A 12,649-nucleotide genomic window follows, 5' to 3' on the forward strand; every position below is an offset into this window, starting at 1 on the left:
GTTCCCGGAATAGGACAAGGTGGTTGAATGTTGCAATAGGTTCATGCAAACGCATGGAGTTCTGGCGCGAGAGGAACAGCTATGCAGTTCGGAATCTTCACCGTCGGCGACGTGACCCCCGATCCCACCACCGGCCGTACCCCCACCGAGCACGAGCGCATCAAGGCGATGACGACCATCGCCAAGCATGCGGAGGACGTCGGGCTCGACGTGTTCGCCACCGGCGAGCACCACAACCCGCCGTTCGTGCCGTCGTCCCCGACCACAATGCTCGGCTACCTCGCAGCGCAGACCGAGAAGATCATCCTGTCGACGTCCACGACGCTGATCACCACCAACGACCCGGTGAAGATCGCCGAGGACTACGCGATGCTGCAGCACCTCGCGGACGGCCGGGTGGACCTCATGATGGGTCGCGGAAACACGGCCCCCGTCTACCCATGGTTCGGGCAGGACATCCGCCAGGGGATTCCGCTGGCGCTCGAGCACTACCGGCTGCTGCGCCGGCTGTGGGACGAGGACGTCGTCGATTGGCAGGGACAGTTCCGCACCCCGCTGCAGGGGTTCACGTCCACGCCGCGTCCGCTCGACGGCATCGCGCCTTTCGTGTGGCACGGCTCGATCCGCAGTCCGGAGATCGCCGAAATCGCGGCGTTCCACGGTGACGGCTTCTTCGCCAACAACATCTTCTGGCCGAAGGAGCATTACATCGCCCTGATCAACCTCTACCGCGAGCGGTACGAGCACTACGGTCACGGCCGCGCGGACCAGGCGATCGTCGGACTGGGCGGGCAGGTGTTCATGCGCCGGAACGCCAAGGACGCCGTCGACGAGTTCCGGCCCTACTTCGACAACGCCCCCGTCTACGGCCACGGGCCGAGTCTCGAGGACTTCACCGAGCAGACCCCGCTGACCGTCGGCACACCGGAGCAGGTGATCGAGAAGACCCTGACGTTTGCCGACTTCTTCGGCGACTACCAGCGGCAGTTGTTCCTCGTCGACCATGCGGGACTACCCCTGAAGACGGTGCTCGAGCAGCTGGATCTGCTCGGCGGCGAGGTCGTGCCCGTGCTGCGCAAGGAGTTCGCTGCCCGCCGACCTGCCGGCGTGCCGGACAACCCGCCGACGCACGCGTCGATGAAGGCCGATCGCGAGCCCGTCGATGCCGCCCGTCAGTAGGACCGAACGCGCGGCCGAGGCGTGGGAGGCACTCTTCCGCGCCCAGGTCGCGGTGATGCGCAACCTCGCCGCCGACGACGTGTGGGACGAGCTGAGCATGCGCGAATACGACGTGCTGTTCACGCTCGGCCGGGCCCCCGGGCGCAGACTGCGTCTGCACGATCTCAACCGGGAGATCCTGCTCAGCCAGCCGTCGCTGAGCCGGCTCGTCGAGCGGCTGGCCGGGTCCGGATTCGTCACGCGGGAATGCGATCCGGGCGACCGCCGGGGGACCGTCGTCGCTTTGACGGACGAGGGTGCTCGTGTGCAGAAGTCCGTCGGACGTCGGCACGCGGCGAGCATCCGGAGGCGCGTCGGCCCGGCACTGTCCGACGACGAACTCGACACGCTCACCGAGCTCTGCGCGAAACTGCGCGGCGCACAGGGCTGACGGAAGGCACGATGGAACAGTGAGCAATCTGGAGACGAATTCGGTGGAAGAGCGGTGCGAGTCGCACCCCGACGGCGGGGGCATCCAAGTGCTCGGCGCGCGCGAGGTCCCGCTCGGCGGTCCCCGCGCGATGCCGGTCCGGCGCACCCTCCCGCAGCGGGAGCGGTCGCTGATCGGAGCCTGGTGCTTCGCCGACCACTACGGTCCGGACGACGTCGGGACGACGGGCGGGATGAACGTTCCGCCGCACCCGCACACGGGACTGCAGACGGTGAGCTGGTTGTTCACCGGCGAGATCGAACACCGCGACAGCATCGGCTCGCATGCGATGGTGCGTCCCGGTGAGCTCAACCTGATGACCGCGGGGCGGGGGATCGCGCACTCCGAGGTCTCGACCCCGCAGACACGCATCCTGCACGGCGCGCAGCTGTGGGTGGCGTTGCCGGCGTCGGCGCAGGACGCGGATCCGGCGTTCGAGACGTACGCACCCGACCCGGTCGAACTGGACGGCGCGACCGTGCGGGTGTTCCTCGGGAGCACGGTGGGCTCCACGTCGCCGGTGCGCACGTTCACGCCGCTGCTCGGCGCGGAGATCCTCCTGGAGCCGGGTGCGGACGTCACCCTCGACATCGAACGTGGCTTCGAGGTCGGGGTGCTCGTCGACGAGGGCGAGGTGCAGCTGCGCGGGACCACGCTGCGGTGGGCGGAACTCGGCTATCAGCCGCCCGGGGAGGCGCTGGTGGCGCTGCGCAACGCGGGCGGAACGCGGGTCCGGCTGCTGCTGCTCGGCGGTGAGCCGCTGGGCGAACAGGTGATCATGTGGTGGAACTTCCTCGGCCGCACCCACGAGGAGATCGTCGGCTCCCGCCGTGAGTGGCAGTCCGAGCTCCGGGGCGCGGCGCCCGCGGACCCCCGGTTCGGCACGGTCGAGGGCTATGACGGCGATCCGCTGCCCGCACCCGAACTGCCGAACAGCCGGCTGAAACCGCGCGGCTGAGAAGACGGCGGATCAGTAGCTGGTCATCGACGTGTTGGCGCCGCAGAGCACCACGCAGAGCGGCTTGTCGTCGGCGGGGGCGAGTTGTCCGGTGACGATCGCGGCGAGCGCCGCGGCGGTGCCGTGCTCGACGACGATCCGGAACTCCTCCCACAGCAGTGTTCGCGCGTCGATCAGGGCGTCGTCGTCGACGATCAAGCTGGACACGGGCCGCGACAGGACGGTGTCCCAGGCGATGGAACCGATCTTGGTGGCGCCGAGGGAATCGCCGGCGATGCTGTCGATGTCGATGTCCACGGGTTGCCGGGCGGCGACCGCGGAGTGCAGCGTCGCCGCTCCGCTCGGTTCCACGCCGTGGATGCTGTCGTCCTCGCCGCTGCCTGCGACGACACCGGAGAGCAGTCCGCCGCCGCCGACGGCGATCACGTAGGACAGCGGCTCGGCGACGTCGTCCTGGATCTCTAGGGCGATGGTGCCCGCCCCGGCGACGATGTCGGGGAGATCGTAGGCGTGCAGGGCGAGAGCGTTCGACGACGTCGCGAGTTCGTCCGCATACTCGGCCGCCTCGGCGTATCGAGCACCGACCTTGCGTACGTCCGCGCCGAGCGCGATCAGCTTGTCGATCTTGACGTCGGGTGCGGTGACGGGGACGACGACCGTGCACTTCACACCCCTGAGACGCGACGCCCAGGCCGCGCCGATGGCGGCGTTCCCGCCGGACGCGATGACGACACCCGCGTCGTCGAGCCGCCCGTCCTCCTCGGCGTGGAGCAGCGCGTTGAGGCTGCCCCGCACTTTGAACGAGCCCCCGTACTGCAGGAACTCGAGTTTGAAGATCACCGGTACGGCGCCGTGCACGGTGGGGACGGTGGCGCGGAACGTGGGTGTCCTGCGGATCAGGCCGGTGATGCGCTCACGCGCCCTGTCCACGGATGCGCGGTCGACGGATTCAGCCATGGTCCCATCGTCCCATCCCGTGCGGCCGCGACTACCGCGGCTGCTTGACCGTCGCCGTGCCCTGGGCGGCGGCGCACAGTACCTCCGAGCCGTCGTCCTGCACCGCGTAGATGTCGCACCGGCACAACGCCTGTCGCCGGGTCGACGCGTCGGCTCGGGCGTCCGCCCGCAGCAGCACGCCCTGGGCGGGGCGGAGGTAGGTGATCGTGAAGCCGGCGGTCATGATGTTCGCGCCGAGCACGGTGCCCGCGGCGAACGTCAGAGCGTTGTCGGCGGCGTATGACAGGACACCGCCGTGCACGAAGCCGTTCTGTTGCCGCAGTTCGTCCCGGACCGGGATCTCGAGGGTGGCGCCGCCCTCCCCGAACTGGGTCATGCGGGCGCCGACCAGCACGCTGAACGGCTGGGCCGCCAGCACGGCCTGCGCGGTGTCGGCGGTGAGCGCGACGTCGACTGTCATCCTCTACTCCTGGTTCCGTAGCGAGTTCCATGCGGCGGTCGCCAGTTCGGGCGCCACGGCGGTGGGGTCGGTGGTCATGGCGCCCGCGAGCCACTGGCGGGAGTACTCCTGGGCCGGGCCCAGCCACAGCGCGTAGAGCACGTCGAACTCGAACCGGCGGACCGTTCCGTAGTGTTCGTGGACCCGCCACCAGTGGGTGACGTCGCGGAAGAACGCCGCGTTGGTGGAATCGGCCCGCTCGTCGATGCCCGGGGGCCGGGGCGCGGCGAGGATGGTGGCCCGCTGCGGGTTGCCGGACACCCACTGCAGGTGGCGGACGACAGCGCCTTCCACCCCGGACCGCGCATCCGCGCATTTCGTGAGCGCGGTCCGGAATCCGTCCTGATAGTCGGCGAGAGCGCGTAACCAGACCTGGAGGTACAGCTCTTCCTTGTTCGGGAAGTGGTGGTAGACGGCTCCCACGCTGACACCGGCCTCGTGCCGGATGTCGGCGAGCCGCGTCGCGAGGACGCCGCGGCGGGCGAAGTGGCCCTCCGCCGCGTCCAGCAACAGACTTTGAATCGGCACCTACCGAATATAGTTCGGTCGGGGTCGCGGGGGAAGCGAGTTCGCAGGATTACGGCGAAGGGCGGCGTCGTTCCTGGGACGATGAGGGCGTGCGCAACCCGCGACAGCCCCGACGGATCACGCCCCGAACGGGACGTCTGGTGTCCCCGCCGCCTCGCCCGCTTCGACGCCCGGGTCCGCCGCCCACGCAAGTCCACGAGTTCGAGGCCGCCGGCCTCCTCGACGGACTCAGCGGATCGGATCGTTCTGCGCGGATGGGCGTCCTGAACACCCTGATCGAGGACGGGGTGTCGATCGACGAACTCCGCGCCGCCTCGCGGAACAATCGGCTCGCGCACCTGCTGCTCGAGCACGCGCTGGCGCCGAAGGGCCGGTACGGCATCGACGAGATCTCCGAGAAGACCGGCGTCACCGTGGAGGACGCCCGGCGGTGGTTCCGGGCGATCGGCCGGGGTGCGTCGGAGGACGGGACGTTCTACGACGACGGCGACCTCGACCTCGCGCGCGGACTCAAGCAGTACCGGGATCTGGGGCTCGACGAGAGCGGAATCTTCGCGGCCGCCCGGGTCCTCGGCCGCAACCTCTGGACGGTCGCCGACGCCGCGGACGCGCTCCTACAGGAGCGACTCGAGGCGACGCGGGATCACCCCGAGGTGGCCCTGCGGTACGCGGTCGAGGTACGGCGCATCGCGGATTTCGAGGCGCAGATCCTGGCTCACCTCATCGCCACGACTCTGCGCCACCAACTGCGCTCCGATGCGGTGGGTATCGCCAGGGACTCGAACCTGCAGGTTCGAGGGGCGCAGGAGATCGGCGTCTGCTTCGCCGACCTCGTCGGATTCACGCTGCTCGGTGAGCAGGTGGCGCCCGCCGATCTGGGACGGGTGGCCGAGCGGCTGGACGGGCTGGCCACCGATCTGGTGCTTCCGCCGGTGCGTCTGGTGAAGACGATCGGCGACGCCGTCATGTTGGTCTCGCCCGATCCCAACGCGCTGGCATACACCGCCCTCGACCTCGTGCAGGCCGCCCGCGCCGAGGGGCTTCCGCCGTTGCGGGCCGGGATCGCCTGGGGCACAGCCGTGCCGAGCGCGGGCGACTGGTTCGGCAGGCCCGTGAACATGGCGAGCCGCGTCGTCGCGGTCGCGCCGTCTCACGAGGTGGTCGTGACCGGCGAGTTCTACGACGAACTCGACACCGACGAGTTCTGGGGTGAACCGGCGGGCAGTCACCGCCTCAAGGGGATCGACGTCCCCCAGGAGCTCTTCGGGATCGGCCGCCGGTCCGTCGCCTGAGCGACGCGGCTCCGAAAACGTGTCGTACCCCCGCGATATCGTCATGGCACAGCTCACAGAAGCACATCGAGTGAGGCACATCATGACTGGCGATTCGGGCGCAGACTGGCATTTCTACGCGGTGGTCGAAACCGCGGTGGACGGCGGTCACACGCTCGCCGCGTTCGGGCCGCGACCCACGGCGCTCGACGCGCTCCGGCTGGCCGTGCATTCGGTCAACCACACCGCGTATTCGGTTCTCGAACAGGGCATCGCGGGCGATGCGCGTGCCGAGGCGAGCGTCGTCGAGCGGTTGCCGATCACATCGTTCACGATCAGGCGGCACCACCGCAGCACGAGCGAGCTCGACGCCCGCTGGATGCTGAACGGCGGCAGGCATCACCGGCAGGGCTACCGCGGTTCGGTCGTGAGGTAGTACTCGAGCACCGGCCCGACCCAGCGCATCAGCTCCTCGTGCGTCATGTCCGCCACGGGCGGCACCCGGAGTACGTAGCGCGAGAAGGCGAGTCCGAGGACCTGCGACCCGACGAGGGCCGCGCGTTCGTCCGGGCGGTCCGCCGTGACCACTGCCAGCGCGGGCGCCACCTGGCGGGCGAAGACCTGCAACATCGCCTCGGCGGCCCGCGGGCTGCTCGCCGCCGCGCGGAGCAGGGGGAGGAACGCGCCGTCGTTCTCCCACACCGCGAAGAAGCGCGGCATGAGCACGGTCGCGAGGTCCTTCGCGGGAACGTCGTGGAGGTCGGGCAGGTGCAGATCGAATTCGGCGGCCTCGGCGAACAGTGATTCCTTGTTGCCGAAGTACCGGACCACCAGTGCGGGGTCGACGCCCACATCCGACGCGATGACGCGCATCGTCGTGCGTTCGTAGCCGTCGGTGCCGAATCGGGCGCGGGCGGCGTCGAGTATCGCGGCGCGGGTGGCGACGGCGGAGCGGGCGCGGCGGTCGGGCATTCTCAGAGTATAAGTCAACAGCTGTTGACCTGGCGCCGGGATGCGCCTACCGTTGAAGTCAACAGTTGTTGACTTAGCTGGGGCACTTTCGATCGGAGGCAACGTCATGAAGCACATCGACGTGGTGGTGATCGGCGCGGGACCCACCGGATGCATGCTCGCGGGAGAGTTGGCGGCGGCCGGCCGATCGGTGACGGTGCTGGACAAGCGCGCCGCGCCGTCCACCCTCAGCCGCGCATTCGGCGTCCACGCCCGCACCCTCGAACTGCTCGACGCCCGCGGACTCGCCGACCGACTCGTCGCCACCGGTGCCGCCTCACCCGGTCTGAAGCTGTGGCGCGGTGCAGCGCTGAACCTCGGGCGCCTGCGGTCCCGGTTCCCGTTCGTCCTCGTCACCCCGCAGCGGAACGTCGACGCACTCCTGGAGGAACACGCCCGGGACAGGGGCGCCGACATCATCCGCGGGTTCACCGTGACCGGGGTGGAGCAGGACGGGAACGGCGTGCGCGTTCACGGCCACGACAGTTCTGGACGCGACAGCACGTTCCACGCGACGTATGCGGTCGGTGCGGACGGCGCGCACAGCGCGGTGCGGACGATGATCGGGCAACCGTTCCCCGGCAAGGCCGTGCTGCGGTCGATCATGCTCGCCGACGTCGAACTCGAAAACCCACCGGACAATCTCGTGACCGTCAACGCCGTCCGCGACGGATTCGCGTTCATCGCACCGTACGGCGACAACCTGTTTCGCGTGATCGCCTGGAACCGGCGGCATCAGGTGGACGACACCGCGCCCGTGGACCGGGAAGAACTGCGCAGCACCATCGAAGTCGCCATGGGCACGGACTACGGCCTCGGCGACGTGCGGTGGCAGTCGCGTTTCCACAGCGACGAACGGCAGGTCCCGCAGTATCGGACGGGCCGGGTGTTTCTCGCCGGTGACGCCGCCCACGTGCATTCCCCTGCAGGCGGGCAGGGAATGAATACCGGCATTCAGGACGCCGTCAATCTCGGATGGAAGCTCGCGGCCGTGCTGGACGGCGCGGACGACGCGGTGCTCGACACGTACCACTCCGAGCGGCACCCGGTGGGCCGGCTGGTTCTGCGGTCGAGCGGTGCCACGATGCGGATGATGATTGTCCGGCCGTGGATCCTCCGGAAGATCCGGAACGGGGTAGTGGCGGCGCTTCTCGGCTTCCCGGCGATCGGCGACGCGATCGCCCGGATGTTCTCGGGGATCGGAATCGGGTACGGCCACGTCGCCGGCGAGAGCACCCTCGTCGGCCGACGCGCCGACGACCTGCCCACCGACGGCGGACGGCTGTACGAGGTGATGCGCTCGGGCGGTTTCGTCCTGGTCACCGAGGACGGGGTTCCTGTCCCGGGCGATGTCCGCGCGGTGACCCGGACCGACGAGGGCCCCGCACTGCTCGTGCGTCCCGACGGCTACATCGCCTGGGCGGGCGACAGTGCGTCCGGGCTGTGGCGGGGCGTCCTGGAACGGTGGACGGCCCGCACGTCGAACGGTGCCCGGCCGGTCAGCCGGTGACGTCCGAACGGCTGTTGAACGCCTGCGCTCGCAGGTCCCGGGCGAGATGATCCCGTTGCTCGAGCACCAGCCGTCGTAGCGCGGCGGGCGCATCGGCGTGGGTGACGAGCCAACCGTCCGCCGCGTCGAGTGTGGGCTCGGACGGGAACAGCCCGACCACGATCCGCCGCGCGATTTCGATACTGCGCTCCTCCCACACCGAGCGGATCGAGGCGAAGTAGTCGGCAGCGTATCCCTCGACGAGGTCGTTCCGGGCACCTGCGCGGAACCCGGCGATGATCGCGCCGAGATGTTCGTTCGACAGTGTGCGGTCGTGGAAGATCGATTCCCAGGCCTTCGCCTTCACGTCCGGGTCCGGTCGCGAGAAACTCGCCCGCAGGTACGCGGTGCGGCCGGAGCCGGTGTCGTCGCGGCGCAGCTCACCGTCGAGGTCCGCGTCGTCGGCGTGCCCGGTGGCGGCGAGCGCGCCCCAGAATCCCCAGCGCAGATCCGGGTCGAGCGACAGGCCGGTCGGTGCCGGCCCGCCGGCCTCGAGAATCGACCGGATGCCGGCCGCGCGACTGCCGTCCATCGCCGCTGCGGACGCCACCGCCCGTGCCCAGGCGAGTTGGCTTCCCGAACCCGGCGTGGCGTTCCACAACGCGCGCCAGGTGTGCTCGAGCCAGTCGAGGCGGGCGCTGTCGCGCGAGGTCTCGGGGAAGAAGTGCTCGATCGCATAGGGGGCGTTGGCCTGCGCCGACGTGAGGAGGGTCAGGTGCGACTCCGCCGGCGAGAACCGCTGGGCCATCGACAGATACCGCGTGGCACCCAGTTCGCTGTCGCGGGTCGCGTTCCACAGCGACGACCAGATCAGGCCACGCGCCAGCGGGTCGCGGACCCGGTCGAGGGAGGTCTCGACGGTGGTCAGCGATCGGTCGTCCAGCCGCACCTTCGCGTACGTCAGGTCGGCGTCGTTGAGCAACACGAGCGGCGCGTCGGCGAGACCGATCGGGGTGTGGGCGTCGGCGAGGTCGACCTCGACCCGCTCCACGCACAGGAGGTCGCCGGTCCCGTCGAAGTCGTAGCGCCCGACGCCGAGGCGGTGTGGACGCGGATCGGTCTGCACGATCGAGGCGCGCCCGTCGGCGCCGCGCTGCAGGCTCAGTGCGGACACGCCGGTGGTCTGCAACCAGGCGCGCGCCCAGCTCGTCAGGTCCCGGCCCGACGTGGCCGACAGTTCCGTCAGCAGATCCGTGAGGGTGGTGTTCCCGAAGGCGTGGGCGCGGAAGTAGCGGCGTGCCCCCTCGAAGAACGCATCACGCCCGGCGTACGCGACGAGTTGCTTGAGGACGCTGGCGCCCTTCGCGTACGTGATGCCGTCGAAGTTCAGTTTCGCGGCCTCGAGATCGACGATGTCCGCGACGATCGGATGCGTCGTCGGCAACTGGTCCTGCAGGTACGCCCACGCCTTGCGACGGTTGGCGAAGGCCACCCACGCGTCGGTCCACCGGGTGGCCTCCGCGTTGGCCAGTGCGCCCATGTAGTCGGCGAACGATTCCTTGAGCCACAGGTCGTCCCACCACACCATCGTGACGAGGTCGCCGAACCACATGTGGGCCATCTCGTGCAGGATCGTGTTGGCCCGGCCCTCGTACTGGGAGTCGGTGGCGGCGCCGCGGAACACGTACGCCTCGGTGAACGTCACACAGCCGGGGTTCTCCATGGCGCCGAGGTTGTACTCGGGGACGAACACCTGGTCGTACTTGCCGAACGGGTAGGGGTAGTCGAAATTCTCCGTGAAGAACCCCAGCCCCTGCCGGGTGATCTCGAAGATCGTGTCCGCGTCGAGGTACCGCGCGAGCGAGGCGCGGCACAGGACGCCCAGCGGGATCGTGACGTCGCCGCCACTCCATTCCGAGTCGACCCGGTGGTAGGGCCCGGCCGCGACGGCGGTGATGTAGGTGGAGATCGGCAGTGTCGGCGCGAACGTGACCACCTGCCCACCGGTGGTGTCTTCCCGCTCGGCGACCTGCTGGTTGGAGACCACCTCCCACTCCTCCGGCGCGGTGACGACGAACGTGAACGGCGCCTTCAGGTCCGGCTGTTCGAAGCACGCGAACACCCGCCGCGCGTCCGCCGGTTCGTACTGCGTGTACAGGTACGTCTGCCCGTCCGCCGGGTCGAGGAACCGGTGCAGACCCTCACCGGAACGGCTGTACTCGCCCCGGGCGGCGACGGTCACGACGTTGGATTCACGCAGTCCGGTCAACGCGATACGGGCGCCGTCGTAGTCGACGGGGACGTCGGCGCCGTTGACCGTCACCGACTCCACACCGGCGCCGAGGAAGTCGAGCCAGGTCGTGGACGTGCGGGCGGTGAACTCGACGGTCGTGGTGGTCGCGAACGTCCCGACCTCCCGGTCGACGGCGCCGAGTACGTCCAGTTCCACCCGATAGCCGAGAACGTCGATCGCGCGGGAACGTTCGGCGGTTTCGGCTCGGGTCAGGTTCGCTGTGCTCACGCGTCGATCCTGCCAGCCCCGCCCGCAGGCCGTGCCGCTACCGGTTGCTCAGGACGGAGCCGACGCCGGCCGCGACGACGAGCGCGATCGCGGCCAGCGACTGCAGTCCGAGGACCTGCCCGAGCACGATCACCCCGGCGAGGGTCGCGGCCGCGGGCTCGAGCGCGATGAGCACGGCGAACACTTTTTTGCTCATCACCTGCAGCGCCCGTAGCTCGAGCGAGTACGGGATCACCGACGACAGCAGGGCCACCGCCGCGCCCACGGCCAGGATCCGGGGGTCGAACAGTGCGGTGCCGCCGGACACCGCGCCGAGCGGGAGCGTCAGGGCCGCCGCGACGATGCTCGCGCCGGCGAGGCCGTCCGCGCTGGGAACCGTTACCGCGAGGTTCGAGCCGGCGACGATGTAACCGGCCCACGCCGCCCCGGCGGTGAGCGCGAATGCCACCCCCACGAGGTCGAGAGACTCGGCGCCCGAGTTCTCGCGCAGGCCGAGCATGACCACGCCGGTCAGCGCCGCCAGCACCCACACGCCGTCCCGCAGTCTTCGCGACAGCACGGCGGCGAGGGTGAGCGGACCCAGGAACTCGATGGTGACGGCGGTGCCGAGCGGGAGCCGCGCGAGGGCCTCGTAGAACGCCGAATTCATCACGGCCAGCGCCACTCCGAGTGCGAGGATGCCCTCGCGCTGCGTTCGCGTCCACCGTCGCCACCGCGGCCGCACGATCACCCCGAGGATGATCGCCGCGATCGTCAGCCGCAGCGACACCGCGCCACTGGCGCCCACCGCCTCGAACAGGGTGCTCGCGAAGGCGGCGCCGAACTGGACGGACAGCACCGATCCGAGGACCGAGACGACGGGAAGAAGCTGACTGCGCGGCTCGGCTGTCACCGGTGTGCGATGCCCGGGTTCACTCGCCGGTGAAGTTCGGGCTGCGGCGCTCGAGCATCGCGCCGACCGCCTCGTGATGGTCCGCGGTGTGATGGGCGAGCGACTGCATGGCCGCCGACAGTTCGAGGAGGCTCTCGAGGCTCTGGTGACGGCCCTCGCGTAGCAGCTTCTTGGTCATCCGCAGCACCTGCGGCGGGTTGACCGCCACCCGCTCGGCGAGCGCCCGTGCCGCGCCGAGGAGTTCCTCGGGCTCGGTGACCTGCGAGACGAGTCCCCACTCGAGGGCTTTCGCGGCGTCGATCGCGTCGCCGGTGAACGCCATCTCGCTGGCCCGCGCCATCCCGACGGCCTGCGGCAGGAACCAGGCGCCGCCGTCGCCGGGGACGAGTCCGACCTTGACGAAGCTCTCCGCGAACACGGCGGCCGTGGAGGCGATCCGCATGTCGCACATCAGGGACAGGTCGCATCCGGCACCGATCGCGGGTCCGTTGACGGCGGCGATGGTCGGCACCTCACAGTGGTAGAGGGCCAGCGGGATGCGCTGGATACCGTGCCGGTAGCCCTGCCGCAGGTCGGCGGGGGAGCCGCCGAACATTCCGGCGCGGTCGCGCATGTGCTTGACGTTGCCACCGGAGGAGAACGCCGAACCCGCACCCGTGACGATCGCGACGCGCACGCTGGGATCACCGTTGACGTCGGCCACCGCATTCTCGAGCGCCTCGATCACGTCCGGCTCGGAGATCGGGTTGCGCGCCTCCGGACGGTTGAGCGTCCAGGTGACGATGTCGCCTTCGCGGGTGGTGAGCACGGCGTCGGTCATGGACGACTCCCTCGGGTGTGAGCGCGGATTCGAGACCGTCCCAGTCTGTCATTGC

13 protein-coding genes are annotated in these 12,649 nt (G+C 69.7%); 6 read left to right on the forward strand and 7 right to left on the reverse strand.

What is annotated here, in order from left to right; all coding sequences use genetic code 11:
- Positions 1 to 81 precede the first annotated feature (81 nt).
- From JVH1_RS27540 to JVH1_RS27550, 3 genes are read left to right on the forward strand one after another with little or no spacing between them, the layout of a single operon-like run.
- On the forward strand, positions 82 to 1,179 hold the full coding sequence (locus tag JVH1_RS27540; protein ID WP_009474646.1) for an LLM class flavin-dependent oxidoreductase: 1,098 nt from the start codon (positions 82 to 84) through the stop codon (positions 1,177 to 1,179).
- Positions 1,163 to 1,609 (forward strand): MarR family winged helix-turn-helix transcriptional regulator, encoded by a 447-nt coding sequence (locus JVH1_RS27545; protein WP_009474645.1) that lies wholly within the window; start codon positions 1,163 to 1,165, stop codon positions 1,607 to 1,609. Before JVH1_RS27540 ends, JVH1_RS27545 begins: the two co-directional genes overlap by 17 nt.
- A 19-nt stretch (positions 1,610 to 1,628) precedes the next feature.
- Complete coding sequence (locus JVH1_RS27550) at positions 1,629 to 2,606, forward strand: pirin family protein (RefSeq protein ID WP_009474644.1); 978 nt, start codon at positions 1,629 to 1,631, stop codon at positions 2,604 to 2,606.
- 12 nt (positions 2,607 to 2,618) lie between these two features.
- On the opposite strand, the gene JVH1_RS27555 is transcribed toward JVH1_RS27550, so the two are convergent.
- Genes JVH1_RS27555 through JVH1_RS27565 form a run of 3 tightly spaced genes read right to left on the reverse strand, consistent with a single transcriptional unit; the run spans position 2,619 to position 4,590 of the window.
- A complete protein-coding gene (locus JVH1_RS27555) occupies positions 2,619 to 3,563 on the reverse strand; it encodes a serine/threonine dehydratase (protein ID WP_009474643.1) in 945 nt (314 codons plus the stop codon).
- A gap of 31 nt (positions 3,564 to 3,594) precedes the next feature.
- Positions 3,595 to 4,023, reverse strand: a complete 429-nt coding sequence (locus JVH1_RS27560) for a PaaI family thioesterase (protein ID WP_005252159.1) — start codon at positions 4,021 to 4,023, stop codon at positions 3,595 to 3,597.
- A gap of 3 nt (positions 4,024 to 4,026) precedes the next feature.
- Positions 4,027 to 4,590, reverse strand: a complete 564-nt coding sequence (locus tag JVH1_RS27565; protein ID WP_009474642.1) for a TetR/AcrR family transcriptional regulator — start codon at positions 4,588 to 4,590, stop codon at positions 4,027 to 4,029.
- Positions 4,591 to 4,679: 89 nt separating this feature from the next.
- On the opposite strand from JVH1_RS27565, the gene JVH1_RS27570 reads away from it, so the two are divergent.
- A complete protein-coding gene (locus JVH1_RS27570) occupies positions 4,680 to 5,882 on the forward strand; it encodes an adenylate/guanylate cyclase domain-containing protein (protein ID WP_011594839.1) in 1,203 nt (400 codons plus the stop codon).
- Positions 5,883 to 5,964: 82 nt separating this feature from the next.
- The gene (locus tag JVH1_RS27575; RefSeq protein ID WP_011594838.1) at positions 5,965 to 6,297 is read left to right on the forward strand and encodes a hypothetical protein; all 333 of its coding nucleotides are present in this window, start codon (positions 5,965 to 5,967) and stop codon (positions 6,295 to 6,297) included.
- Here the strand turns inward: JVH1_RS27575 and JVH1_RS27580 are convergent.
- Positions 6,273 to 6,833, reverse strand: coding sequence for a TetR/AcrR family transcriptional regulator (locus JVH1_RS27580; protein ID WP_009474639.1), 561 nt, complete (start codon positions 6,831 to 6,833; stop codon positions 6,273 to 6,275). The genes JVH1_RS27575 and JVH1_RS27580 overlap by 25 nt on opposite strands.
- A 106-nt stretch (positions 6,834 to 6,939) precedes the next feature.
- Between JVH1_RS27580 and JVH1_RS27585 the strand changes: the two genes are divergently transcribed.
- The gene (locus JVH1_RS27585; RefSeq protein WP_009474638.1) at positions 6,940 to 8,382 is read left to right on the forward strand and encodes an FAD-dependent oxidoreductase; all 1,443 of its coding nucleotides are present in this window, start codon (positions 6,940 to 6,942) and stop codon (positions 8,380 to 8,382) included.
- On the opposite strand, the gene pepN is transcribed toward JVH1_RS27585, so the two are convergent.
- Genes pepN through JVH1_RS27600 form a run of 3 tightly spaced genes read right to left on the reverse strand, consistent with a single transcriptional unit; the run spans position 8,372 to position 12,594 of the window.
- Positions 8,372 to 10,882, reverse strand: a complete 2,511-nt coding sequence (pepN, locus tag JVH1_RS27590) for an aminopeptidase N (RefSeq protein ID WP_009474637.1) — start codon at positions 10,880 to 10,882, stop codon at positions 8,372 to 8,374. The genes JVH1_RS27585 and pepN overlap by 11 nt on opposite strands.
- A gap of 37 nt (positions 10,883 to 10,919) precedes the next feature.
- On the reverse strand, positions 10,920 to 11,774 hold the full coding sequence (locus tag JVH1_RS27595; RefSeq protein ID WP_009474636.1) for a DMT family transporter: 855 nt from the start codon (positions 11,772 to 11,774) through the stop codon (positions 10,920 to 10,922).
- A 19-nt stretch (positions 11,775 to 11,793) separates the two neighbouring features.
- Positions 11,794 to 12,594 (reverse strand): crotonase/enoyl-CoA hydratase family protein, encoded by an 801-nt coding sequence (locus JVH1_RS27600; protein ID WP_009474635.1) that lies wholly within the window; start codon positions 12,592 to 12,594, stop codon positions 11,794 to 11,796.
- Between the last annotated feature and the right edge of the window lie 55 nt (positions 12,595 to 12,649).

Origin of the sequence: Rhodococcus sp. JVH1 (assembly GCF_000280725.2) — a bacterium.
Lineage (GTDB): Bacteria > Actinomycetota > Actinomycetes > Mycobacteriales > Mycobacteriaceae > Rhodococcus_F > Rhodococcus_F jostii_A.

Bases quoted from the DNA above. Each gene is read 5' to 3' on its own strand.
- JVH1_RS27585 (WP_009474638.1), top strand. From the start codon at position 6,940: ATGAAGCACATCGACGTGGTGGTGATCGGCGCGGGACCCACCGGATGC.
- JVH1_RS27555 (WP_009474643.1), bottom strand. From the start codon at position 3,563: ATGGCTGAATCCGTCGACCGCGCATCCGTGGACAGGGCGCGTGAGCGC.
- JVH1_RS27560 (WP_005252159.1), bottom strand. From the start codon at position 4,023: ATGACAGTCGACGTCGCGCTCACCGCCGACACCGCGCAGGCCGTGCTG.
- JVH1_RS27540 (WP_009474646.1), top strand. From the start codon at position 82: ATGCAGTTCGGAATCTTCACCGTCGGCGACGTGACCCCCGATCCCACC.
- JVH1_RS27545 (WP_009474645.1), top strand. From the start codon at position 1,163: ATGCCGCCCGTCAGTAGGACCGAACGCGCGGCCGAGGCGTGGGAGGCA.
- JVH1_RS27575 (WP_011594838.1), top strand. From the start codon at position 5,965: ATGACTGGCGATTCGGGCGCAGACTGGCATTTCTACGCGGTGGTCGAA.
- JVH1_RS27600 (WP_009474635.1), bottom strand. From the start codon at position 12,594: ATGACCGACGCCGTGCTCACCACCCGCGAAGGCGACATCGTCACCTGG.
- JVH1_RS27580 (WP_009474639.1), bottom strand. From the start codon at position 6,833: ATGCCCGACCGCCGCGCCCGCTCCGCCGTCGCCACCCGCGCCGCGATA.